Raw genomic sequence first — 24,534 nt, 5'->3', positions numbered from 1 at the left:
TGATGTCAAAAAGTCTATACATGACTCAAAGCGAACTGTCAGAGTTGATAGTTCTGGCTACGTATACTGTCAGTTCGAGTCTGAGTGGGTACAAGTTAACTGAAGTGCTATATGTACAACTATATACGTAGGGCTGAGTAACAAGTACTGTTCCTCAGTCCTACATTTTATCCTCAGCTACTTACTATTACCTCTAAAGTTCAAAAACACACACGCGACCATAAATATTGGCACTTGTAAGTTCGCCATCAAACTCATTAAACTTACCTTCTTGTATGCCAGGGAATACATTGTTTTCGATACTAAGAAGCGCCCAGCCACTCGCTGCTTGAGCACTGGGGGTCCATATGGTTGGATGGCTAACCAAACCTTCGCTTACTAATGTTTTTCCCCACTCTGCCCATAACGTCCCAACCTTAGGTATATTTGCTTCATTATTCAGTTCAGATTTCTCTGGCACTTTTCCGTTGGCTGTTATACAGGAGTCAACGAGTCCGACAGGATTCCCAATAGAGTTACTGTCCGGTTTAAACCATTTCCTAATTTGAAATTCGTACATAAGTGTTAACGCTCCTTCGACTGTGGGGATTGCGGTTATTCTAACTTTAGACCCGGAGGTAGGATTTGAAATAAATTTAACAATAGCAGAATCGCTCTGTTTATTTACTGTGACCCAATCACAATCTTTTGTTTTGTCACCACACGTGACTCGTAGATTATAATTATTAACACCTACAATGAAATTATTGCCAGTTATTGTAAAGGTTGCCCCTCTGAAACCTGTGGTTGGGAACCTTGGCGTTTGAGAACTAGCAAAACCCACCCCTCCAACAATTATAGAGCCATCCATGTTTCTCGGTTGCGCAGTGATATTATATGTGGCTGTTTTCTCGTTCTTCCATGACATAAGTTTTAGTGATGCCATCAGTCCATTGCCCACACTATCAGCTATATATTCTATTGTGTATTCACCGGCTTCCCCGGTTTCTGTCCAGCTATTTTTCTGCAAGGCATGTTCAACAGACAACAGGGCATCTTTATTCAGGCTTCCTGCCATCCCACTGATCGGCTTTCCATCCTTATCTTTCAGTGACAGTTTCAGAATTATAGGTTCTTCGTCTTCGTACTCACTGTAATTGGTAGTAAAAGATGATTTTGTCTCATCGAATGTCCTGCTCAGCGTCACCTTCACCGCGTCACGCGCCGCATTCTCTCCGCCAACCTGCGGCATGATACTCACCTCACCCTGCGATGTCCCTTTCAGGGTTGCTGTATAGACTCCTTTTTCCGCACCTTTCACGAAATCCTGCAGGGCTATAGTCATTCCCACAGGCATATCAATCGCTGCTTTTACATCCAGGTTGTCTATCGCATTACCATAGCTGTCCTGCGCGTTGTAGGTGATTATCGCTTCCTCCTGACCATCTGCAGCAATCTCTTCCTTGTCGCTGCCAAGTGTCGATTTATCGATATTAACGTCACCTGGATGGATGGTATACGGGGCAGTGGTTTTGTTTCCGTCGGTAAGCTTCAGCGTCGCTCTGTGACCTTCCTTCGCTCCCTGCGCGACATAAAGCATCTTGTAAGTACCATCTTCCTCTTCCTGCCACTCCGCACCGTCTTTTGATGACATCCCTTCCACAGTCACCACTTCTCCCTGCAGCAGGGCTTTCTGGTCACTCACAGGATGCTGCAGCGTATCTTTCAGCATTACCGTCACGAATACCTGCTCCCCTGCGTGGAAATTCTGTCCGGCCTGGTCTGCCCTGGTGGCGGCTGATGACAGGGTTATTGTTGAATACTTTGCCACTGGCACAACATCACTGAGCGTCACTGTGACCGGTGCTTTAGTCGCAGGTTTACCGTCCACCAGGGGCATCACGCTCACCGTCCCCTTCATGCTGCCTTTCAGCCCGGCGGTGTATTCACCGGGGGTTTTCGTCTCCGTGAAGAACTCACTCAGGCTGAAATTCAGTCCCTCCGGCGCCGTGAATCCGGCAGTCACCTTCAAACCACTGACCGCCTTACCGTCCGTGTCCCGGGCGAGGAAGGTCAGGTGTGCCGTGTCCACCCCGTCCGGCTTCAGTATGGGTTTGTCACTGGTCACTTCCGAGTCCTCTGCGCTCAGTTGTGGCGCCTGCACCACCACGGTACTCTCTTCCCGGTTACTGCGGTTGCCTTTCACATCCTCCGCCGTCACCGCCACCCGGTAGGTGTTATCGGTGTCCGGGGTGGCTGTGTAACGGTACGCCGGCAGGGTCACTGTCACTTGGTTGTCCGCGGTACTGATAACACCTCCGGCTGCCGTTAATGTTGCCGCATCGGTCTGCAATGTCTTCAGGGCATACTTACTCTGCAGCGAGGCCACCAGAGGTTTCTGCTCGCCGCCTTTACCGGTCACCGGGTCGTTAAGCTGCAGCTTCACCAGCTCCTTCTTGCGGTACTCCAGCACAATGTTGTTGTTACGCTCCACCAGGTCATGGCGGCTGCCGGAGAGGCTGCGGCGGTATGCCACCGCGTCCGGGTCAAGCTGGCGGGCCAGGCTCACCCCCGGCGTGTAGCTCAGGTTCAGGCCAAAACGGGTGTCGTTCTCACCCCCCTTGCCCTGACGCTGCTCCGCACTCAGGGAGACCAGCGGCACCGGGGTGTAACTCACCCCGGCGGTGAAGGCATGCGGGTCTTTCTGCCGGTGGTCACGACCAAACAGCGCCACCTCATCCCCGTAGTACTGTTCATACATCAGCTTCGCCCCCAGCTGCGGGTACGCGGGTAAATATCCTTCCGCCCGCACATCCCAGCCGTTCGCCGGACGGGCTTCATAGTCGTAATCCAGCTCTGGTGCATCCCGCCAGCCGGTGAGACGCAGGTAACCGTTAGCCCCGAGCTTCAGGTTATCGCGCCAGTATTCACCCCCGAGGCCCATCCGGCTGTGGTAACGGGTCAGGTCGTGGTCGAAAAACAGGTTCACCCCGGTCATGTAATCCGGCATAAAGTGACGCCAGCCGGTGCCGGTGTTGAGCTGGTTGCGGTCATCAGTGCGGTGAATGCTGTGCTGGGTGAAGATGATATTTTCCGGGGTGTCGTACCAGGGCAGCAGCAAATCAAGGGCCGAGCCTTTGAGGGTGAAGTGCTCATCAGCGCTCAGTGTCACCCGGGCAGTCCCCCACTGGCTCAGCCATTCCTGAAAGGCCGCCTGTGCCGCGCCGGTGGCATAACCCCGGGCCATGTCAGCCGCCTGGTCGCCACTGACTCCGCTGGTGAGCATACTGCCGGCCTGTGAGGCGAGTCCGGCCAGCCGGGCATCCTCATCCGCAGTCGCTGCGGTGGTGGTGTCTGCCACCGGTGCTGTCACCCGGAAAGTCCCGGTGGCTGTCGCCGCCACCGGAAAGGCCACCTGGGTGGCGATACACAAAAAAGCCACCGCCCGTGTCAGCGGTCTGTGGCGAAACGTGTTTTCATTCATAAAACATTCTCCATGTCATCTGTTCTGATATCCCGCAGCCACCGGCAGACGGTCTTCCTCTGCCCTTAACAAGGGGCACAGGAAGAGCGTCCGGCAGTCGGCGCAGAAAAACGGGGCAATAAAAAACGGTCAGACAGCAGGGGTAAGGGCAGGGCAGAGGTGCTGCCGGGAAAAAAATGTGTCGGCCGGGAGGCGGGTTGCCGGAAGTACCATGCATAGCAGGCTCATCGTATCAGAGGAAAGAGGATCCCAGTCTGCCGGGCGTTATGCCTGCTGAAAATCCGGTAAACACCGTATCCCCCTGTATTATGGGAGGCAGATGACAGAATCAGCCCGTTAAGGCGTTACTGTGGATTTGACGATACTGCTTACTGGCCTCCTCCGAATTACCAAAGACTCAATGCTGGATATCGACCGGGCTATGCCAGTGAAAATCCGCATCGAGTGCCATATGCCAGATCGCCGTCGCCGTGATCTGGTCAATCTGCAAAAGGCTGCTTTCGACGCACTCACCAAAGCCGGTTTCTGACCGAATGATGTGTAGATAAGAAGCAAAAGATCCGCAGGTGGCCTTTTTGATCCCTTTTTTGATCAGATTTGCAAGCTTGCTAGCCAGTTCCGGGCTGTCACCTGTTTGCCAGGCATCTGCTCCTGGATAATTCATTTTTACTTGCTCAACCGTAATCATTAAAAGTTCTTCTTAATCGCTGGTGAAAAGAAACGTTATTTTGATATAAATGATAGTATAACCCCCTAAAAATGAATGGAAATATCAATTAAATCAGATGGTTGTAAAAATATGATTTCAACTAATAAAAGGACAATTTAATGATACTTATCATTAAATATCAGTTGATTAAGAATAAAACTGTTTTTAAAACGCTTTCCAGATGGTTAGTAGGGATTATCACATTATTATTGTCTTAGATATTATTACAGCGTTTCAATTATTAAGAATAAATAGCAAAAATCAAATCAGAAAAATAATCGGGTAATATTATTAATTAATGAAAAATTAAAGTGCCGCTTTACATTTAACTTATATTTAATTCTCATAGACGAAAATTTTTATGTTGTGATATAATATGCTGAAAAAATGCAGGTTATCAATCTGTTAGTAATGTAAATAAATTTCCGAGGAGATTATTCCAGTGGGACGTAAATGGGCCAATATTGTTGCTAAAAAAACGGCTAAAGACGGTGCAACGTCTAAAGTATATGCAAAATTCGGTGTGGAAATCTATGCTGCTGCCAAACAAGGTGAACCGGACCCAGAATTAAACACATCTTTAAAATTCGTTATTGAACGTGCGAAGCAGGCACAAGTCCCAAAACACGTTATTGATAAAGCTATTGATAAAGCCAAAGGTGGTAGCGATGAAACGTTCGTACAAGGACGTTATGAAGGCTTTGGACCAAATGGCTCAATGATTATCGCTGAAACGTTGACTTCAAATGTTAATCGTACGATTGCAAATGTTCGCACAATTTTCAATAAAAAAGGCGGGAACATTGGTGCGGCAGGTTCTGTCAGTTATATGTTTGACAATACTGGCATGATTGTATTTGAAGGAACAGATCCTGACCATATTTTTGAAATTTTACTTGATGCTGAAGTTGATGTTCGTGATGTGACCGAAGAAGAAGGAAACATCGTTATTTATACCGAACCTACAGACCTTCACAAAGGCATTGCAGCTCTAAAAGCAGCGGGTATTACTAAATTCTCAACAACAGAATTAGAAATGATTGCTCAATCAGAAGTTGAACTTTCACCAGAAGATTTAGAAATCTTTGAAGGGCTTGTTGATGCCCTTGAAGATGATGATGATGTTCAAAAAGTATATCATAACGTTGCAAATCTCTAATTATAAATTAAAGAAGTCTGTCTTTATGGCAGATTTCTGAATCTTTGATTAAAGTTAGCAGAAATAATGACGGGGCTGTCCCCGTCAGTTTCGATTTATTTGATCTGTATGTTTATATTGTATTTTTTAGTTTTATCTTTACGGGCATCATTACGTGTTTGAAGCACTCTCAGTTCATATTTTCCCGTTGCGGGAAGGGTGTATTGACCATTGTTATCAAGTTCAGTGGAATATCTTGAGAGATCAACTGAGTCGCTGATGCCTGACCCGAAGAGGATAATATCAGCCCCCTCATTAGAAATACTGACGTGTACTTTCTGACCTTTATGGGCATAAAAGTTATATGTGTCGTAATCGTATCCTTTTATTTCGCCTGAGTACTGGGCGCTGCTATGACCTTTCCTGAACTCGACATTGACATCCTTACCTGAAGCAAAGCCCGTTGAGGTCAACAGTGCAAAAAGAAAAGCGGCTTTGCTAATGCCCTTGATTTTCATGTGTGTTCTCCTTTGTCAGGGTTATAACGATGAATTATTATAATATAATAAGTTGTGGTGGATGTGTTTCATTTCTTAGTAACTAAATTCTTCTCTCAACAAACAAATAGCCAGCCATCATCTCAGCAACCTTACAGATGAGTTTACGCTCTCTAAGCTTATCGCAAACAACGCGGGTAATTTCTTTTAACAACTCTTGAATCAACTAAATTCATACGTTATTAAAATATGTCATAAAGTCATTAAAAAGTTAATAATCATCAATGTTGATATTTGCATGTCGTGTTTAATAATTTGATTTTTATTGACTATTTTCAGGTTTTACGCAAATCTCAATTGCACAATAAAATAACCATCTGGAGATTATGTGAAACTTAATAAAGCCACACTGTTTACCTCGTTATTATTCTGTACGGGATTATCGTTTGCATCAACAACATGGATGGAAGAGGGCATCAATAAAAACTACGCCGAAACTGTTCAGTTGCGCAGAGATATACACCGGCATCCAGAGTTGGGTAATCAGGAAATAAATACCCAACAAAAAGTGGTTAATTACCTTAAACAACAAGGTATAGAGGTCGTAACCGGTTGGAAAAATGCACCTACCGCTGTGATTGGCATCATTAACCCTGATAAAAAGAACACAGTTGCTCTGCGTAGTGAGCTTGACGCTTTGCCGATTAAAGAAAACACCGGTTTGTCATTTGCGAGTCAGAGTACCGGGCAATTTATGGGGCAAGAAGTGCCGGTATCACATATGTGTGGTCACGACGTGCATATGGCAATGTTGCTTTCTGCAGCAAAAATATTGCAACAGAACAAAGACAAGTTTAATAACCGGGTAGTGTTAATTTTCCAGCCAGCGGAAGAGGGCGACAGTATCCATGATCTTTTTGATGAGAATCTTCCTGTAAGCGGGGCCAATGCTCTTGTGCAGGATGGCTTAATGGAAAAATATGCCATTAAGCGCGTGTTTGGTATTCACGTTATGGCAAGGCTACCTGCAGGGAAAATGTGGATTGCGCAAGGACCGGCGTTGAATAGTGTCGATGATTTCATTATTAAGGTTGAAGGTAAACAGTCTCATGGTGCGATGCCGTGGGCCGGAAGTGATGCCACGCTTACAGCTGCAAACATTGTTGTCGCGTTACAACAGATTGTCAGCCGTAATGCTGATTTATCCTCGGGAATGGGCGTAATCACTGTGGGCAAATTGACCGCAGGTGAAACCGCAAATGTGATGAGCGGGAAAGCGGAGATGGTTGGTACAATTCGCAGTAATAATGCCGATATTCGTCAAACCTTGTTAACGCGCATTCCTCAGGTTGCCGAAGGTATTGCGGACGCGGCCGGAGCGAAAGCTATAACGCAAATTGTGAAAATATATCCAGTGACAATGAATAATCCGCAGTTGGTCGAGACGATGGTTCCGTTGCTGCAAAAACAGGGCATTGATGCTGAGATCAACAACTGGAATCCTGGCGCATCTGAAGACTTCAGTTTTTATGCCCAAAAAGCACCGGGTATGTTTATGTTTCTCGGTGCTGATGCTGCCGGAACGTCTGATGTACAAAATAATCACAGTGATAAATTTAACGTAGATGAAACCACCATGCGCACGGGGGTGATGGCTCATCTGGTAGCAGCAACGTCGGAGCTTGAGTAACATCTGTTGACACTACATTAAAATACAGTAATACCTGCCGAGAAATTCGGCAGGTTACTTTTCAGAGCTCTCAGAGATTTATATTTCAACAGTATAGTTATTACAATATATTTAATATGTTGGCATAATGGTTTCATGGTGAAATGATTAGTGTGTGTAAAGTTTGTTTATTTCAGTATAATCCATAACTCTGTTATTCAGTTATGTACAGTGTCAGAAGAAATAAAAATTATTAAGTGTTACTGATTATATTATTATTTCTTACGTATATTAATGTATTTAGATTTCTTGTTTTTTTGTTTTTGCCTTTACAGTCAGTTTTGGTAGTCTGGGCTTATAGGTTACGTAATCAGGAATGTTTTTATCCAATGAATGGATGGCTAATCTATGAAACAAAATAAATTACCAGGGTTTAGCCTGGGATTAATCGCTCTGGCTGTGAATAGTGCATATGCTGATATTGTGATAACGCCTTCAGATGATAATCAGCATGCAGTGATAATAAATTCAGATACCGTCAATAAGAAGGTGTCAAATTCCATAGTCTATACTAATAGTAATTCAAGTTATGGGGTTTCTGTTAGTGATGTTGGAGTTGAGGCAACTATAGAGAACTCATTAATAGTAACATCTGGGGGGCAAGGAGAAAATGGGATTACCTCCAGCGCTGTCGTTAGTGAGTATGGTGCAACAACCACTATGGATGGGGTTAATATTGTATATACATCAGGCGATTATTCAGCAGGACTATTAAGCCAGGTTAATGATAAAGATTTCGATAACTCTGATGTCGCTGATCAAAACACTATAATCAAAGCAAATGGCTTGAATATCATTATTACAAAAGGAAAAAATGCGTCAGGCGTTTTGGCTTGCTCCAATCCTGGCGATAATCGAACCTGTGTTGATGAAGTGGATGATGTTAAGGATGAGCAGAATGATCATGAAATTGTTAGCCGTGCAGACTTAAAAATGACAGGGGGGGTAATACAGACCACAGGAGATAGAAGCTATGGTGCATATGCTAACAGGGAAAAATCTTTTATCCAGTTAGATGATGTAATGCTTGCCACTCATGGTGAAGAAAGTCATGCAATTGCTATCAGGCAGGGGAGTATAACGTTTGAAAATAGCCTGATATCTACGGAAGGAGAAAGCGCAAGCATTGCCAAAATCCATAATGGTGGCACGTTGACTTTAACAAATGTCATCGCAACCACAGATAAAGGAACAGGGTTGTCATTCTCAGGAAATATAAATTCTGCTGATGTCACACTGTCAAATACACAGCTTAACAGTTCCTCAGAAGTTATAGAAGTTAATAATTCTTTAGCTTCGATTGAGATAGGAAATCAGAGTATATTGTCATCAGCTAATAATGTTTTAATCAATAACACTGAAAGTGAACTGGTAGTTAAGGCTTCTGATTCGACCCTCTATGGTGCGGCGTTAATAAATAATGAGACGGCATCAGAGATTAAAACTGATCTTTCACTTTCTGCAGGTACTCGATGGTATATGTCAGATTCCTCTACAGTAACCAATCTGACAAACTCTGAGAGTAAAATCTATCTGTCAAACTACGAGAGTCAAACCTTTGATAAAGGTCGTGAGTTAATAGTTAATGGTGACTATCATGGTGATAATGGTTCGCTCTATTTTCGAACGGTATTAAATGGAGATGATTCGCCAACAGATAAACTAGAGGTCAAAGGAAATACATCTGGTTCAACGAATGTTTATGTCACAAATGCCGGCGGTACAGGTGAAGCAACAATCAATGGTATTGAGCTGATCACAGTCGGCGGTGATTCCAGTGGTGTATTTAATCAGGTTGGCAGGATCACCGCCGGAGCTTACGAATATGAGTTAAACAAAATCAATAAAAACTGGTATCTGACAAACTTCCTGATTGATGACGCCCCATCAGGTGATGATGATGTAACTCCGCCAGACTCAGATGATGATACTCCGCCAGATACCGGCGATGAGGACATTACTCCACCGGATTCCGACGATGAAGATGTTACTCCGCCGGACAGTGGTGATCCTATACCAAATCCCGACGAAGGTAATGACGACAGTGTTCTCCCGGACACTGATTCCGGTAACAACATCAACCCAGCCGGAAACAGCATTCCTGTTTTGCGCCCGGAAGGGGGAAGTTATGTTGCCAACCTGGCAGCGGCAAACAATCTGTTTTTGATGCGCCTGAATGATCGAGCAGGTGAAACGCGTTATATCGATCCTGCCAGAGAACAGGAACGCACAAGCAGATTATGGCTACGCCAGATCGGTGGGCATAACGCATGGCGTGATAGTAGTGGACAATTGAAAACCACTTCACATCGCTATGTAACACAGCTTGGCGCGGATCTGTTAACCGGTACATTCTGCGAAAAAGATAGCTGGCGCTTTGGTGTGATGGGAGGCTATGCCCGTGACTATAACTCAACTCATTCCTCGATTTCCGGTTACCGTTCAAAGGGTAGCGTTAGAGGTTACAGTGCCGGTCTGTACGCCACATGGTTTGCTGATGAGGTCAGCAAAAAAGGGGCTTACCTCGACACCTGGGCGCAGTACAGTTGGTTTAAAAACAGTGTGAAAGGCGATGAGCTGGCCTACGAAAGTTACAGTTCGAAAGGGGCAACCGCATCTATAGAAGCAGGATACGGTTTTTCCCTGAATAAACACTCAGGTTTAGAAAACGCGAAATATGAATGGATCTTCCAACCCCAGGCTCAGGCTATCTGGATGGATGTTGATCATAACGCCCATACTGAAGCCAATGGTACTCGTGTCGAAAACGAAGCGAGCAACAACTTTCAGACCCGATTGGGATTTCGCACCTTTATCCGCACGCAGGATAAAAACAGTGGTCCGCATGGTGATGACTTCGAACCTTTTGTTGAGATGAACTGGATCCATAACAGCAAAGATTTCGCCGTTTCCATGAATGGCGTGAAAGTTGAGCAGGAAGGGGCGAAAAACCTGGGTGAGATTAAACTCGGTGTTAACGGTAATCTGAGTCCTTCCGCCAGTGTCTGGGGTAACGTCGGCGTGCAGCTCGGTGACAATGGTTATAATGACACCGCCGTTATGCTTGGTTTCAAATATAAATTCTAACCTGTAGAAGGTTGTGCCGTGGTGAAAAATACACCACGGCACAAGTCGCTGATCAAATATTCAACGAATATAAATCAATACTGAATCATTTCAGAGATTCAGTAACATTTCCCGTCTGTATTCTTCTTACATTTGCTTGCTAGAATATTAACAAGCTTTAAGATAGGGTTGTGAATTGCAGTAATATGAACAAAAACAAACCGTTAGACATTGTCAGACTTTACGCCATTATCTCGGCATTCTTTATTATCCTCACCTTTCTGGTGATTTTATTTGGCGCCCATGGCTCATGGTTTGCCAATTTCCTGGTTGTGGTCAATTTCATTAACGCAGTGATGTGGTTCTTAATTAACCTTATTAACCGGCTGCGTATGAAATTAGCGCACAAAGACTACAGAGTGTCGATGAAAACACCAGACAGAAGGGTATGACGTTTTTATAAAATGATCATACTTTTCTGTCCTGTGTCATATTTTCTATTGACCGGGTCAATCATAATGCCTTCCCAGGCGCCCCGGACATCTGTTGTCAGGGGGATGAATTGACGATTGATCGGGAAAAAAAATGATTACGGCTAAACGGGCACTGGTGGCATGTGCGCTGACTTTCGCACTCACTTCCTCACTCTACGCAGCAGAACAACCTCAAGATGGACGTACTCTTAAACTGGCGATTGGTGCTGAACCAACCGAAGGTTTTGATCCCATGCTTGGCTGGAGCCACGGCAGTTATTTTCTGCTTCATGGCCCGTTGTTAAAGCAGAATGCCGATATGAGTTGGGGGAATTTACTGACTGAGAAAGTTGCAACCAGTGATGACGGTAAAACCTGGACTCTGACATTAAAGCCCGATCTTCGCTTCTCAGATGGTTCTCCGCTCACTGCCGAAGACGTTGTTTTTACCTACAATAAAGCCGCGAAAAGCGGTGGGAAAATCGATATGGGGAACTTTAGTAATGCCCGGCAGATCGATAAACGCACAGTCGAAATCACGCTTAGCCATCCGCAAAGTACCTTCGTAAATGTGCTGGGTTCGTTGGGCATTGTTCCGGCAAAAGAATATGATGAGAAAACGTTCGCTCAGAAACCTATTGGTGCAGGCCCATATCGACTCGTAAGTTTCCAGCCAGGACAACAATTGATTGTTGAAGCCAACCCCTGGTATGCCGGAAAGAAAAACGACTTTAATCGACTGGTATTTGTTTTCCTGGATGAAGATAACGCCTGGGCTGCAGCACGCAGTGGTCAACTGGACCTCGTGCGTATTGCCCCGTCAATGGCTGCCTCGCCACAGCAAAAAAATCTCAAACTCTGGGTACGTGATAGTGTAGAAAACCGTGGCATTGTTTTTCCAATGGAGCCTGCCGGCAAAAAAGATGCGAATGGCTATCCTGTTGGTAACGATATCACCGCTGATGTCGCCATCCGTCGGGCGATTAACTACGCCATTGACCGCAAGCAACTCGCCCAGCAGGTCATGGAAGGTCATGCCATTCCGGCTTATAGCGCAGTTCAGGGACTACCATGGCAGAATCCTGCCAGCACATTCAAAGATGGCGACCTCAATAAAGCCCGGGCAATTCTCGATCAGGCTGGCTGGAAAATGGGTAAAAACGGCGTACGAGAGAAAGACGGGAAGGCAGCAAATCTTACATTATGGTACGCCAGCGGTGACAGTACCCGTCAGGATCTGGCGGAAGCCGTCCGCGCAATGCTGCAACCACTGGGGATTGCGGTTTCGTTACAGTCAGGAAGTTGGGAAACGGTAGAGCGGAATATGCATGCCAATCCGACGCTTTTCGGCTGGGGAAGCCTCGACCCTATGGAGCTGGTTCACCACTATAGTGGACAGGCTGCGGGTGTCGAATATTACAACCCCGGTTATTACCGCAATACCACCGTTGAACAGCATTTAAAACAGGCGCTGGATGCACCGGACTGGCAAAAAGCCGTTCCATTCTGGCAGCAGGTTGAATGGGATGGTCAAACCGGTGCGGGGGTACAGGGGGATGCAGCGTGGGCGTGGTTACTCAATATTCAACACACTTATCTTGCTAATCCATGTATCGACCTGGGTAAAGGCGCACCGGAAATTCATGGTAGCTGGTCACTGCTAAATAACTTGTCTGACTGGAAATGGACTTGTCGTTAATGATGCGTATTGCCCATCATTTGCTGCGGTTGGTAACTCTGCTAATGCTGGTGGCGGCAGGTACATTTATGCTGCTAAGTTTCTCGCCCGTTGACCCCATCCGTGCCTATATCGGTAATGATCTGCTGCATGTGCCACCAGAACAATATGCCCGTATTGCCGCACGTTGGGGGCTTGATCAACCATTATGGCAGCGTTTTGCTCACTGGTTTTTCCGTCTGTTACAGGGAGATTTAGGTTATTCGATGCTGTATAACGCCCCGGTTGCGAAAGTGATCGGCGAGCGTTTTGCTACCTCCTTTGCCTTGTTGGCCGGCGCATGGCTGTTGTCGGGCTTGCTGGGAATTTCAGCGGGATTTCTGGCCGGGCGCTATTTGCACCGCTGGCCCGATAAACTGATCTGTCGAGCGAGTTATCTCCTGTCATCATTACCTACATTCTGGATAGGGCTGCTACTGCTGGCCTTATTTGCCGTTCGCTGGCCCGTCTTGCCGGTTTGCTGTGCCTGGGAACCTGGTAACAGTGGCGATGTCGCTACTGTTACCGAACGAATACGCCATTTGATCTTACCTGTATCTGCTCTCAGCCTTTTGGGTATGGGGCAGATCGCACTACATACTCGTGAAAAAATAGCCAGTGTAATGGGCAGTGAATTTGTCCGCTTTGCCCGTGCACAGGGTGATGCTGGCTGGTCACTATTGGGTCATCATGTGCTGCGTCATGCCATTACGCCTGCTCTGTGTTTGCAATTTGCTTCTTTGGGGGAGTTGCTTGGCGGAGCGTTGTTGGCTGAAAAGGTTTTTGCTTATCCTGGCCTTGGTCAGGCAACTATCGATGCCGGATTGCGTGGTGATGTGCCGTTGTTATTGGGCATTGTACTCTTTAGCACGTTGCTGGTTTTTGTGGGGAATAGTCTGTCTGCATGGCTGGTGAATCGGCTGAATTATGCGTTGGAGCGGCCAGATGCTTTATAACCCAGCTCCAGTTCTCCTTCGGCTCTTCGTATCTGCCTCTTTGCTGCTCATCATAACCTGTTGTGGCGTGCTGGCATTACAGGACCCCCTGGCAGTTAATCTGTTGGCTCGCCATTTGCCTCCCGATACACAACACTGGTTTGGAACGGATAACCTTGGGCGTGATTTATGGATCCGATGCTTTCAGGGAGCATTAACCAGCTTACAAATTGGTGTTGGCGCTGCGTTATGTAGCGGATTCATTGCGTTAATGATGGCGGCAATTTCGCGGATAAATCGACACTTCGATACACTCGTTCGCCTGCTTACTGATGCAATGTTGTCGATGCCGCATCTACTGCTGTTAATCCTAATTTGCTTTACGTTGGGAGGGGGGAAAAACGGTGTGATTATGGCCGTCGCGTTTACTCACTGGCCGCGCCTGGCATTGATCCTGCGGGCGGAGGCAGAACGGGTGGCGCAGAGTGATTACCTGATGTTAACCCGACGAGCAGGTCGCCGTGCGTTGTATTGCTGGCGTCATCACTATCTTCCCGCATTACTGCCGCAGTGGCTGACAGGCACTTTGCTTATGTTTCCTCACGCAGTCTTGCATTCGGCAGCCCTGAGTTTTCTGGGATTTGGCCTCGCACCACATGAACCTTCGCTTGGTTTACTGCTGGCAGATGCATTGCGTTTTATCAGCTACGGTAACTGGTGGCTGGTTTTATTTCCTGGTTTGATGCTCTTTATTCTGGTGATGTTATTTGATCAACTGGCAAGAGCAGTTCAGCAGTTATGGTTAAGGAACGATAAATGTTGAGTTTGCAACAAGTGACTCTGGAAGTCGCACGCTATCGTTGGTTTGGTGCCAAACGCTGGTCTCCTTTACTGGAGGATATTTCTTTTGAGCTCGCGCCAGGGGAGTTGGTGGCGTTAGTGGGTGGCAGTGGGGAAGGGAAAAGCCTGTTATTGCAGTCACTACTCGATTTGCTGCCAGACAATATCCGCTTAACGGGGAAGATATCCCTTAATGGCTCACCTGTGGATAATCATCGTTTGCGACAACTGCGTGGCAAAACATTCAGTTATGTGCCGCAGGGCGTGCAGGCGCTAAATCCGATGTTGGATGTGCAAAAACATTTGCAACGGGCGTATCAATTAACGGGTAAAAACTGGAATATCCACCATGTGACGCAACTGCTGGCACAAAATCAACTGGAATCCTCCGTTCTTCGGCGTTATCCACGACAGCTTTCTGGCGGTATGGCGAAACGTGTCCTGGCCTGTCATGCAGCGTTAAGCGATTGCCGGTATATACTGGCTGATGAAATTACTGCATGGCTGGATGCACCACTGGCGCATCAGCTCATGCAACAATTGCAGGACTTGTGCAAACAAGGTTATGGGGTGCTATGGGTGACACACGATTTAATGCTGGCCGGGCAGTATGCTGACCGCATTGTCTCGCTTCATCGGGGGCGAGTCAGCGATAACCTTAGTCGGGAACAACTTCTGCAAGGCGAGATGAGCGAACAATTAAAGCGTCAGTGGCAGGCATTGCCAGAAAAAAATCTACTTTTTGTCTGAATGGGGAAGAAGAATGCTTAGCTGTCGTGATCTGCTCATTCGTCAGGGGGAGAAAGTCCTTTGGCAGAATCTGTCATTTTCCTTAAGACCGGGCGAGCGGCTGGGGCTCAGTACTCCAAGCGGCAGCGGAAAAACCACACTCGGCAGAGTTCTGGCTGGCTGGCAAAAACCGTTGTCAGGGGAGGTCCTGGTTGATGGTAAGCCGCTTGCGAACTGCGGTTATTGCCCGGTACAACTTGTACCACAACATCCGGAATTAACGTTTAATCCCTGGCGCAGCATTGCCGACTCTTTACAGGATTTCTGGTCACCGGATGCTGAAATGATGGCGCGCTTACATATTGCACCTGAATGGCTAACGCGGCGTCCGGGTCAACTTTCTGGCGGTGAGCTTGCCCGACTGGCGTTGTTACGAGCACTCGATCCACGTACGCGCTTTCTTATTGCTGATGAAATTACCGCACAACTAGATCCGGCAACTCAGCGTGATGTCTGGACGTTCTTGCTGGAATTGTGTCAGCGTCGTGCATTGGGCATGGTGGTAATAAGTCACCAGAAAGCGTTAGTGGCGCAAGTGTGCTCATCATTACTGGTTGAGTGAATTATGCGCGCTAAGTGCAAAAAACAGGCAATTATTCCTTCTGATGTATTTATGTAAACTATAGTTATTGCATGGACAATCTGTCTTGTGTATTATTCGCTCCGGTCCCAAGGGGGATGAGTTAGCTACCCTCAGGCAAATTGCCGGTGACGAATATTACCGCCATTAGCTCATCAGGAAGAGCAAACGACAAACGACAAAAGGATTGTTGGAAGGTACGGGGTTCGAGGCCTCGATGGCGGTCCAAATTTTAAGGCCCAGGCATTTTGTCTGGGTTTTTTATTGGCTGAAAAGCGCTAAAAATATAAAAATTGAGTCACAAAAAAAGGCAGAAATAATCTGCCCTTCTTTGAGAATATTCTTATCGAACGTTATTTCAGCTCTTCGGCTTCCGGCAATGTCACGTTAAGTTCGAGGATGGAAATATCACCATCTTTTTGCTCAAGCTGTACAGTGACCATTTCAGGATCGATTTGTACGTATTTACAGATCACATCAAGAATATCTTTGCGCAATTGCGGTAAGTAATGTGGCTCAGCATCGCTGCGGCGACGTTCAGCTACAATAATCTGCAGGCGTTCTTTAGCGATGTTCGCTGTGTTCTTTTTCCGCGAGAGAAAGAAATCAAGTAAGGCCATAACTTATCCTCCGAACAGGCGTTTGAGGAAACCTTTCTTTTCTTCTTCAATGAAGCGGAAAGGACGTTCTTCTCCTAACAGGCGCTCAACGGTGTCGGCATACGCTTTACCCGCATCGGCTGTGGCGTCGAGGATCACTGGCTCACCCTGGTTAGAGGCGCGGAGCACAGACTGATCTTCAGGGATCACACCAACCAATTTAATGCGCAGGATCTCCAGCACATCTTCCATACTCAGCATATCGCCTCTGCTCACACGGCCCGGATTATAACGGGTCAGCAGCAGGTGCTCTTTAATCGGTTCTTCACCATTTTCAGCACGGCGTGATTTTGAGGCCAGAATACCTAAAATTCGGTCAGAGTCGCGCACTGAAGAAACTTCCGGGTTAGTGGTGATAATGGCTTCATCAGCGAAATAGAGCGCCATCAGTGCACCTGTTTCGATACCGGCAGGGGAGTCACAGACAATAAATTCGAAGTCCATCGCTTTAAGATCGTCGAGAACTTTGGCGACACCTTCGCGGGTGAGTGCGTCTTTATCGCGTGTTTGCGAAGCAGGAAGAATAAACAGGTTCTCAGTACGTTTGTCCTTAATTAACGCCTGATTTAATGTAGCATCACCCTGAATGACGTTAACGAAGTCGTATACGACGCGGCGCTCACAACCCATAATCAGATCGAGATTACGCAGGCCAATATCAAAATCGATAACGACAGTTTTCTTTCCCTTCTGGGCCAAACCAGTAGCGATGGCCGCGCTGGAGGTGGTTTTGCCGACGCCACCTTTACCCGAAGTAACAACAATAATGCGTGCCATAGAAATTCCTTGTTAAAAAGGGATCAATTTAACGGTTGAACTGACAAAGCGTTATCTGCCAGCCGCAGACGTGCCGCTTTGCCATAAAATTCTGCCGGGATTTTATCACTCAGCCAGTAAACACCTGCAATAGATACTAGTTCTGCCGTCAGGTTGGTACAAAATATTTGTGCTTCACGATCACCCGCTGCTCCCGCAAGCGCACGACCACGCATCATGCCATACACATGAATATTGCCATCGGCGATGAGTTCTGCACCAGCACTGACGTGATTAGTCACTATTAGATCACATTGTGGAGCATAAATTCGCTGACCGGAACGTACGGGAACATCTATTAATCGCGTTTTTGTGATGGGGTTAGCGTTTTGCACCGGAGTGGCTGGGGTAATAACCTCAGCAGGGCGGGAACGCGCAACTTTCTCTTTACCTTCAGTCAGTAAGGGAAGCCCCATCTCATCAATTTCAGCTTTCAGTGAGGCATCTTTACAGCCGCTGACGCCAATAATGCGCAAACCTGTGGATGACACTGCTTTTTGTAGCGCAGACCAGTTAACCGGGTTTTCAAGGTCACCGACATTGATAACCACTGGTGCATGTCGTAAAAAAGCAGGAGCTTGCGCGATTTTGTCTTCCAACGCCTGACGAATAACCTCTGGTTCAGCCTCATGTAAATGAACCACTGATAAGGTGAAGCTGCTGCCTTTAAGCTCGATTGGCGTGTTTGACATCCTGGCCTTACTCAATTAGCTAATTATCTTCCCGGTATGGGGAGATATTCCGAAGTCCAGAAGGCATGTTATAGTCACTATTATATTCAGGCAAGTCACCATCCCATTAATTCAGAGTAAATGTATGCTTTGTGTGATCTATAGAAGTAGTAAACGTGATCAGACCTATTTATATGTCGAAAAAAAAGACGATTTTTCACGTGTTCCCGAAGAGCTGATGCAGGGATTCGGTAAACCACAACTGGCGATGATTCTGCCGTTGGACGGGCGTAAAAAATTAGTCAATGCTGATATTGAAAAAGTGAAAAAGGCGTTAACCGAGCAGGGATATTATTTGCAGTTACCGCCACCACCAGAAGATTTACTGAAACAGCATCTTTCTTTGACTGGGCATATCCGTACAGAGAGTGAGCAATAACGGGTAGTCTCCAGGTCATTCCTGAATATCACTTAGCGTAGGGGAAAACTATGTACCAACATCATAACTGGCAAGGTGCGCTGCTCGATTACCCGGTAAGTAAGGTTGTTTGTGTCGGCAGTAATTATGCCAAACACATCAAGGAGATGGGCAGCGAGACGCCAGAGGAACCGGTGTTGTTTATCAAACCGGAAACGGCATTGTGCGATCTCCGTCAGCCGCTGGCTATCCCGAGCGATCTTGGTGCTGTCCATCATGAAGTTGAACTGGCTGTACTGATTGGTGCGACCCTGCGTCAGGCCACAGAAGAGCATGTACGCAAAGCCATTGCGGGTTATGGCGTTGCGTTAGATCTGACGCTGCGTGATATTCAGGGAAAAATGAAAAAAGCAGGGCAACCGTGGGAAAAAGCGAAAGCCTTTGATAATTCTTGCCCAATTTCGGGGTTTATCCCTGTTGGGGAATTTGACGGTGATCCCCAGAATACATCATTAGGTTTGAAGGTGAACGGTCATGTGCGGCAGCAGGGAACTACTGCTGATATGATTCATCAAATTGTTCCGCTTATCGCTTATATGAGTAAGTTCTTCACCCTGAGAGCGGGGGATGTCGTACTGACTGGAACGCCAGAAGGCGTAGGTCCCCTGGTGAGTGGCGATGAGCTGGAAATCAACGTCAATGGTCATTATTTGATCACTCGCGTATTGTAATATCTTGTATACAGATTCTGCCGCTCTTTGGGGCGGCAATACTTGCATCGATCTTACGAAGTGGTTATAAGAAGCGCCTTTATAGCAATGGTGGATACCCTAATGAGCGACATACCTTTTTGGCAAACTAAGACCCTGGAAGACATGACTGATGCCGAATGGGAGTCGTTGTGCGATGGCTGTGGTCAATGTTGCCTGCACAAACTGATGGATGAAGATACCGACGAGATCTATTTCACCAACGTCGCCTGCCGCCAGTTGAACATCAAAACCTGTCAGTGCCGCAACTACGAACGTCGCTTCGAATATGAACCAGACTGTATTAAATTAACGCGGGAAAACCTGCCAACATTTGAATGGCTACCTGTGACGTGTGCTTACCGACTGCTTGCAGAAGGTAAACCGTTGCCGAAATGGCATCCGCTGATTGTCGGTTCGAAAGCAGCAATGCACGCAGAGCGTATTTCTGTTCGTCATATCGCAGTAAAAGAAAGCGAAGTTGTCGACTGGCAGGACCACATCTTAAATAAACCTGACTGGGCGCAGTGAATTCGCCCGTCCATTATTTCCTCTCTTGATATAATCAGAAATCTATTTTCACTTCAGGGATGGTTTATGGTGGAAATAGATTTTTATTTTCTGAAAAACATATTTTTCTTAATGATATTTTGGTTGTTGAAATATAAACTGCTTATCATTAGCTTGCTTATATTTGTCATGCATCAGGTTGCATTTTCTGTATCTGCAGAGTATTTGGCCTTAGGCTTCCTCCCATTCACGACCAACGAAAACATTGTTTAAATGTCACTGATGTTCTGTCCTGCAACGTGAATTATTTAGAGCATAATAAACTGCATAAATAAATTTTCATCTATTTTGCATATATATCACGAAATTTGGCGTATACCTCTTTGGCATTAACCCTATTGCTTTTTACTTAAAATTTAGTATATTTCTTCGCCTTCTTGTCTTACCAGTTGATTTTTTAGTTATTTTCAATGAGTTACTATTTTAAATGACTATGGTGAATAAGAAATTCAAACGAAAAGCTACCGACGCAATCACATGGTCGGTTATTGCGACGCAAATATTATCTCCAGTTTCTCTTTCTCTGATTCCGGCAAACAGTTTTGCATCGTCTGGTAATGCAGATATTGCACAAACTTATGCTAATGATGAGCACGCAAATAAACTGGCTTCATTTGCAGCAAGTGCTGGTCAGAGCCTGACGAATAATAATGCGAGTAGTTTTGCGGTTAATACTTTATCGGCTCAGGCGACAAAAGAGGTTGTTGACTGGCTACAGCAATATGGCAATGCGCGTATCAAACTTAATGTTGATGACTCCTTCTCTTTGAAAGACGCTGAGTTTGATTTTTTATATCCCTGGATGGATACCAAAGATTATGTTCTGTTCAGTCAGACGTCACTGCATCGTACAGATGATCGCAATCAGGCCAATATTGGTATCGGTGTTCGTCATTTTACCCCGGACAATGCCATGTTGGGGGCGAACATCTTTTACGATTATGACTTAACGCGTAGTCACTCCCGTGCCGGTTTTGGGGTGGAATACTGGCGGGATTATCTGCGTTTTGGTGCGAACACCTATTTCGGACTCTCTGACTGGAAAAACAGCCGCGATTTGGCGGACTATCTTGAGCGTCCGGCGAATGGCTGGGATGTTTCTGCTGAGGGTTGGTTGCCTGCATACCCGCAGTTAGGGGCCTCAGTTCAGTTCGAAAAATATTATGGTAAGAATGTTGGCTTGTTTGGCAGTGACAATCTGCAGGAGAACCCTTACGCGGTAACGGGGGAGATTTCTTATACCCCTGTTCCGTTGGTGAAATTCTCTGCCCAGCACAGGCAGGGGCAGAGTAATACCCATGACACGCGTTTTGGTGTTGAAATCAACTACCGCCCGGGTGTTCCGTTATCGAAACAGCTGGACAGCGACAATGTTGCTGCAATGCGAGAGGTACAGAATCGTCGCTACGATTTTGTTGAACGTAATAACAACATTGTTCTGGAGTATAAAAAGAAGAGTACTTTGCGTATTAGTCTGCCTGATGCCATTGAAGGCGAAAGTGGGGCAACTATTCCTGTCACGTTAAATGTCTCTCATGCCAGCAATGGTATCCAGTCCGTTCAGTGGTCTGACAGCGCATTTGCGGCAGCTGGTGGCAAGATTACCGGAAGTGGTACGTCGTGGCAGTTTACTTTACCGGCTTATCAGAATGGCGGTGTTAACACCTGGACTGTTGGGGCGACAGCGCGTGATAGCAAAGGTAATGCTTCTAACCATGCAGTAATAACGATTAGTGTCACCAGTAGCAATGTCTCTGCTGGCGATTCTTCCTTTACTCTGGATGGAAATAATAATGCTCAGATCTCGGCTGATGGGCAATCTACTTACCCGGTTACGCTTAATCTGAAAGACAGTAACGGTAAGCCATTAACGGGGCTTGAAAATGACATTGAGATGTCACTTGAGTTTACGCCTGATAATAATACTCAGCGCAGCAGAAGTGTCAGCGGACCGCAATTAGGCAAAGTTCAGGAGATCTCTGCGGGTGTATATCGCTCAATGCTTACCGCAGGCTCACAATCCGGGACGGCGCGTGTAACGGCAAAAGTACTGGGAAAAACCTTCACACTGAATATTAAGCAGACAGTTGCTGAAGAAGGCGAAACTGAAACTGACGCTGTATTAACCGCAGCACCTGCTGAGCAGGTGGTTGGTTACAACATCAATCTACAACTGGTTGCGAAAGATGCCAAGGGAAATGCCATTACAGGCGATAAAACATTGCGTTTTTATGCCCTTGACCAGGCAGAAGGTGTTGATTTTGGGGCGGTCACAGAAAAAGAGGGTGTTTATAGCGCTACTGTAACAGCAAAACGAGCGGGCAAGATTCGGATAGGTGTTAAATCTGATAGCCACGATTTCTCCGGTATTGAGAAAGAAATCTCCTTTACGGAAGATCGAATGCAGTTTGCATTCTCTCGTTTTGAGGCAAGCAAAAATAATGCATTGGCAGATGGTAAGCAGCAGAATACGGTAACGGTAAGCCTTGCAGACCGTTTCGGCAATGTGGTTCCTGGCTATGCTGTGACGTTGTCACTTCCTTCAGGGATAACACAAGTTGGTGGTGAACATGCAGTTTCAACTGACGAAAACGGTAACGCTGTTTTCACGTTAGTGAGCTCTACACCGGGATCTTATGTCATTAAGGCCCATGCTGGTCCTCAGGATTCTTCTGAGCTAACGGTGACGTTTGCATCGAATATGACCGGGGCATCATTGTCACTGACCCCTGAAAACAGTAGTGCAACAGCCAATATTCCTGCCAACGGTAAGGATGCAGCGGTACTGAATGTGCAGCTGACAAATAACACTAATGCGTCGGTGAATGGGCAGAAGGTTGAACTCATCACATCCGCTGAGGGCTTGTCTGTTCCGGCAAATATCATCACGGACGCGGCAGGTCGTGTTTCTGTACCCCTTACTACCGTGAAAGCGGGAGAGTACACAGTGACTGCACGGGTGACTGACGGTTCCAATAGTGTGGAATCTGGCAGTGTTAAGTTAACTTTTGTGCCAGATGCCGCCTCTGCAGAACTGACGATTGGCGCATCGAAACAGCAGATTGTGGCTGACGGTCATGAAAACGCGACTGTGGATATTCAGATGCTTGATGCCAATAACAATGCGTTTGCTGGCGATGTGAACTTAACCATTACTCCGTCAACGGGAGCATCATTGACCAGCAGCAAACTGCAACTGGATGCTCGTGGACAGGCAACCACGCAGTTCACTGCGTCAAAAGCTGGCAAGTACACGATTCAGGCCGAGTATATGCTCAATGGGAAGCGTATCACCGCAAGCCAAAATATTGATGCAGTGACGGATGTGAAGGATGCCGTGCTGGAGATCACATCTGATGTGAGCTCGGCTGTAGTGAGCGATACCAGCAACCTGAAATTTACGCTGCAACTGAAAAGCAAATCTGGTGAAGCGTTAAGTGGTCGTGTTGTGAAAATCAGTACCACAGGGCCATCGAAAAATGGAGAACTGGTAGTTGATCAATCAACTGTAACGACTGATGAAAGTGGCAAGGCGACGGTAAGTGTACATGGCAGAACAGCCGGATCGTACAAATTAACTGCGACTCTGGATGAGCTTGGCGCTACTACCAGTGCGGAGAAATCTTTCTCTCTGTATGCAGATGAAAACAATGGTGTTCTGAGTCTCTCTATGGAACCGGGTTATGTGACGGACGACGGTGAACCATTTGGGTTTATTGCCAGACTTACCGATAAGTTTGGTAACCCAATGACGGGGGAAGCAGAATTCACTGCGGGTAATGAAAAATACCTGGATTCAGCCGATAAGATCACAATGACACCCGCAAAAGTAACCTTAAGTTGGACGGGGCATGCTTATTCTGAAATCCGCACCTATTTGCCTGGCCGAACCTGGGTCAAAGTGAAGGTGACGCGCGGAGATAAAACCTATGAGCAAACCGAAGAAACCTGGGTTTCGGAGTTACCGAAAAATCCACAGCAATAATCAATAATGAAAAGGGGGCCATTGTGCCCCCTTATTTCGATCTTTAGCAAAAAGCGGTCAGTGATTAACGACCAAACAGATCACGTTTTTTCGCTTTGAATGGCTGAGAAATCGCTACCAGGATAGCAACAATAAGATAGGCCACAAAAATACCCAGCAACCATTGTGGCATTTCCAGTCCTAAAAATTCCCACTGCCGTTCTGCACAATCCCCGGAAGCGACAAACACTTGTGGGATCCATTTATCCAGGGGCAACCAACTCGGGAAACGAACGAAAAAGTCGCAGGTTACAAAGGGTGAAGGGTAAAGCTGCAGCATCGTATGTTCATAGGTCAACTGCACACCGCGCCAGGCACTATACAGCCAGATAATGATTGCGACATATCGCAACGGGGTTTTAGGGGCAATGGCACCAATTAATGCGGCCCCAAGAATGCCAAAAAGCGCACAACGTTCGTAAATGCATAGCACACAAGGTTTTAGCAGCATAACGTGCTGGAACCATAGCGCTACCAATTCAAGGGCGAGGGCGGTAAAGGCCATCAACAACCACGCACCGCGTCCTCGTGAGCACTGGTTTAAAAATCGCAACATAATAATTTCCCTGCAACATGCATAGAGCACGCAGTGTAAACCAATTCATTTGTCACGCCACTAGCGCGAAATAAAATAAAGTGTAATTAGGTAATTAATCGGCGAAAAAATAAACCGGGCAGTGATTAGCCCGGT

General features: G+C 46.4%; 19 protein-coding genes and 1 pseudogene. 14 read left to right on the top strand and 6 right to left on the bottom strand.

What is annotated here, in order from left to right; all coding sequences use genetic code 11:
- Positions 1–193: 193 nt before the first annotated feature.
- Positions 194–3,463 carry an inverse autotransporter beta domain-containing protein gene (locus tag EFER_RS09000; protein WP_001005012.1) on the bottom strand — a complete coding sequence of 1,090 codons (3,270 nt, stop codon included), beginning with the start codon at positions 3,461–3,463 and terminating at the stop codon, positions 194–196.
- A 382-nt stretch (positions 3,464–3,845) separates the two neighbouring features.
- Here EFER_RS09000 and EFER_RS24570 point away from each other — a divergent pair.
- A pseudogene (locus tag EFER_RS24570) lies at positions 3,846–3,989 on the top strand (RusA family crossover junction endodeoxyribonuclease); the annotation flags it as partial.
- 625 nt (positions 3,990–4,614) lie between these two features.
- On the top strand, positions 4,615–5,331 hold the full coding sequence (locus EFER_RS08990; protein WP_000532934.1) for a YebC/PmpR family DNA-binding transcriptional regulator: 717 nt from the start codon (positions 4,615–4,617) through the stop codon (positions 5,329–5,331).
- Between the two features lie 95 nt (positions 5,332–5,426).
- Here the strand turns inward: EFER_RS08990 and pliG are convergent, their stop codons facing one another.
- Positions 5,427–5,828, bottom strand: a complete 402-nt coding sequence (pliG, locus tag EFER_RS08985) for a g-type lysoyme inhibitor PliG (protein ID WP_000693754.1) — start codon at positions 5,826–5,828, stop codon at positions 5,427–5,429.
- 367 nt (positions 5,829–6,195) lie between these two features.
- On the opposite strand from pliG, the gene EFER_RS08980 reads away from it, so the two are divergent.
- The 8 genes from EFER_RS08980 (at position 6,196) to EFER_RS08945 (ending at position 15,918) form a co-directional block, all read left to right on the top strand.
- Positions 6,196–7,497, top strand: a complete 1,302-nt coding sequence (locus EFER_RS08980; protein WP_000773432.1) for a M20 metallopeptidase family protein — start codon at positions 6,196–6,198, stop codon at positions 7,495–7,497.
- 387 nt (positions 7,498–7,884) lie between these two features.
- A complete protein-coding gene (locus tag EFER_RS08975) occupies positions 7,885–10,623 on the top strand; it encodes an autotransporter outer membrane beta-barrel domain-containing protein (protein WP_015953455.1) in 2,739 nt (912 codons plus the stop codon).
- A 185-nt stretch (positions 10,624–10,808) separates the two neighbouring features.
- Entirely contained in the window at positions 10,809–11,054 is a 246-nt protein-coding gene (gene ymgF, locus EFER_RS08970; RefSeq protein WP_001038935.1) for a cell division-associated protein YmgF, read from the top strand.
- A gap of 133 nt (positions 11,055–11,187) precedes the next feature.
- Positions 11,188–12,774 carry an ABC transporter substrate-binding protein gene (locus EFER_RS08965; RefSeq protein WP_000626974.1) on the top strand — a complete coding sequence of 529 codons (1,587 nt, stop codon included), beginning with the start codon at positions 11,188–11,190 and terminating at the stop codon, positions 12,772–12,774.
- Entirely contained in the window at positions 12,774–13,748 is a 975-nt protein-coding gene (locus EFER_RS08960) for an ABC transporter permease (RefSeq protein WP_000984493.1), read from the top strand. Before EFER_RS08965 ends, EFER_RS08960 begins: the two co-directional genes overlap by 1 nt.
- Positions 13,738–14,550 (top strand): ABC transporter permease, encoded by an 813-nt coding sequence (locus tag EFER_RS08955; protein WP_000966652.1) that lies wholly within the window; start codon positions 13,738–13,740, stop codon positions 14,548–14,550. Before EFER_RS08960 ends, EFER_RS08955 begins: the two co-directional genes overlap by 11 nt.
- Positions 14,544–15,317 carry an ATP-binding cassette domain-containing protein gene (locus tag EFER_RS08950; protein WP_000950214.1) on the top strand — a complete coding sequence of 258 codons (774 nt, stop codon included), beginning with the start codon at positions 14,544–14,546 and terminating at the stop codon, positions 15,315–15,317. Before EFER_RS08955 ends, EFER_RS08950 begins: the two co-directional genes overlap by 7 nt.
- 13 nt (positions 15,318–15,330) lie before the next feature.
- The gene (locus tag EFER_RS08945) at positions 15,331–15,918 is read left to right on the top strand and encodes an ATP-binding cassette domain-containing protein (RefSeq protein ID WP_000947447.1); all 588 of its coding nucleotides are present in this window, start codon (positions 15,331–15,333) and stop codon (positions 15,916–15,918) included.
- 371 nt (positions 15,919–16,289) lie between these two features.
- Here the strand turns inward: EFER_RS08945 and minE are convergent, their stop codons facing one another.
- The 3 genes from minE to minC are packed head-to-tail and all read right to left on the bottom strand — an operon-like array spanning position 16,290 to position 18,103.
- Positions 16,290–16,556, bottom strand: coding sequence for a cell division topological specificity factor MinE (gene minE / locus EFER_RS08940; protein ID WP_001185664.1), 267 nt, complete (start codon positions 16,554–16,556; stop codon positions 16,290–16,292).
- A 3-nt stretch (positions 16,557–16,559) separates the two neighbouring features.
- Positions 16,560–17,372: a septum site-determining protein MinD gene (gene minD / locus EFER_RS08935; protein WP_000101046.1), complete on the bottom strand. Its 813-nt coding sequence runs from the start codon at positions 17,370–17,372 to the stop codon at positions 16,560–16,562.
- Positions 17,373–17,395: 23 nt separating this feature from the next.
- Complete coding sequence (minC, locus tag EFER_RS08930; RefSeq protein WP_000072530.1) at positions 17,396–18,103, bottom strand: septum site-determining protein MinC; 708 nt, start codon at positions 18,101–18,103, stop codon at positions 17,396–17,398.
- A gap of 124 nt (positions 18,104–18,227) precedes the next feature.
- On the opposite strand from minC, the gene EFER_RS08925 reads away from it, so the two are divergent.
- The 4 genes from EFER_RS08925 (at position 18,228) to EFER_RS08905 (ending at position 23,804) form a co-directional block, all read left to right on the top strand.
- Entirely contained in the window at positions 18,228–18,521 is a 294-nt protein-coding gene (locus EFER_RS08925) for a YcgL domain-containing protein (protein ID WP_000882814.1), read from the top strand.
- 50 nt (positions 18,522–18,571) lie between these two features.
- Positions 18,572–19,231, top strand: a complete 660-nt coding sequence (locus EFER_RS08920; RefSeq protein WP_000284290.1) for a fumarylacetoacetate hydrolase family protein — start codon at positions 18,572–18,574, stop codon at positions 19,229–19,231.
- A gap of 102 nt (positions 19,232–19,333) precedes the next feature.
- Positions 19,334–19,780, top strand: a complete 447-nt coding sequence (locus tag EFER_RS08915) for a YcgN family cysteine cluster protein (protein ID WP_001280223.1) — start codon at positions 19,334–19,336, stop codon at positions 19,778–19,780.
- A 466-nt stretch (positions 19,781–20,246) separates the two neighbouring features.
- On the top strand, positions 20,247–23,804 hold the full coding sequence (locus tag EFER_RS08905; protein ID WP_000180012.1) for an inverse autotransporter beta domain-containing protein: 3,558 nt from the start codon (positions 20,247–20,249) through the stop codon (positions 23,802–23,804).
- Positions 23,805–23,868: 64 nt separating this feature from the next.
- On the opposite strand, the gene dsbB is transcribed toward EFER_RS08905, so the two are convergent.
- Positions 23,869–24,399 (bottom strand): disulfide bond formation protein DsbB, encoded by a 531-nt coding sequence (gene dsbB, locus EFER_RS08900; protein WP_000943469.1) that lies wholly within the window; start codon positions 24,397–24,399, stop codon positions 23,869–23,871.
- Positions 24,400–24,534: the final 135 nt, after the last annotated feature.

This window comes from Escherichia fergusonii ATCC 35469 (genome assembly GCF_000026225.1).
Taxonomy (GTDB): Bacteria; Pseudomonadota; Gammaproteobacteria; order Enterobacterales; family Enterobacteriaceae; genus Escherichia; species Escherichia fergusonii.
The sequence above is the reverse complement of the archived record's forward strand: the minus strand, read 5'-3'. Positions and strand labels throughout refer to the sequence as shown.

What these genes read in the sequence shown, in the direction of transcription:
- EFER_RS09000 (WP_001005012.1), bottom strand. Translation starts at nt 3,463, where the DNA reads ATGAATGAAAACACGTTTCGCCACAGACCGCTGACACGGGCGGTGGCT.
- pliG (WP_000693754.1), bottom strand. Translation starts at nt 5,828, where the DNA reads ATGAAAATCAAGGGCATTAGCAAAGCCGCTTTTCTTTTTGCACTGTTG.
- EFER_RS08975 (WP_015953455.1), top strand. Translation starts at nt 7,885, where the DNA reads ATGAAACAAAATAAATTACCAGGGTTTAGCCTGGGATTAATCGCTCTG.
- ymgF (WP_001038935.1), top strand. Translation starts at nt 10,809, where the DNA reads ATGAACAAAAACAAACCGTTAGACATTGTCAGACTTTACGCCATTATC.
- EFER_RS08965 (WP_000626974.1), top strand. Translation starts at nt 11,188, where the DNA reads ATGATTACGGCTAAACGGGCACTGGTGGCATGTGCGCTGACTTTCGCA.
- EFER_RS08960 (WP_000984493.1), top strand. Translation starts at nt 12,774, where the DNA reads ATGATGCGTATTGCCCATCATTTGCTGCGGTTGGTAACTCTGCTAATG.
- EFER_RS08955 (WP_000966652.1), top strand. Translation starts at nt 13,738, where the DNA reads ATGCTTTATAACCCAGCTCCAGTTCTCCTTCGGCTCTTCGTATCTGCC.
- EFER_RS08950 (WP_000950214.1), top strand. Translation starts at nt 14,544, where the DNA reads ATGTTGAGTTTGCAACAAGTGACTCTGGAAGTCGCACGCTATCGTTGG.
- EFER_RS08945 (WP_000947447.1), top strand. Translation starts at nt 15,331, where the DNA reads ATGCTTAGCTGTCGTGATCTGCTCATTCGTCAGGGGGAGAAAGTCCTT.
- minE (WP_001185664.1), bottom strand. Translation starts at nt 16,556, where the DNA reads ATGGCCTTACTTGATTTCTTTCTCTCGCGGAAAAAGAACACAGCGAAC.
- minD (WP_000101046.1), bottom strand. Translation starts at nt 17,372, where the DNA reads ATGGCACGCATTATTGTTGTTACTTCGGGTAAAGGTGGCGTCGGCAAA.
- minC (WP_000072530.1), bottom strand. Translation starts at nt 18,103, where the DNA reads ATGTCAAACACGCCAATCGAGCTTAAAGGCAGCAGCTTCACCTTATCA.
- EFER_RS08925 (WP_000882814.1), top strand. Translation starts at nt 18,228, where the DNA reads ATGCTTTGTGTGATCTATAGAAGTAGTAAACGTGATCAGACCTATTTA.
- EFER_RS08920 (WP_000284290.1), top strand. Translation starts at nt 18,572, where the DNA reads ATGTACCAACATCATAACTGGCAAGGTGCGCTGCTCGATTACCCGGTA.
- EFER_RS08915 (WP_001280223.1), top strand. Translation starts at nt 19,334, where the DNA reads ATGAGCGACATACCTTTTTGGCAAACTAAGACCCTGGAAGACATGACT.
- EFER_RS08905 (WP_000180012.1), top strand. Translation starts at nt 20,247, where the DNA reads ATGACTATGGTGAATAAGAAATTCAAACGAAAAGCTACCGACGCAATC.
- dsbB (WP_000943469.1), bottom strand. Translation starts at nt 24,399, where the DNA reads ATGTTGCGATTTTTAAACCAGTGCTCACGAGGACGCGGTGCGTGGTTG.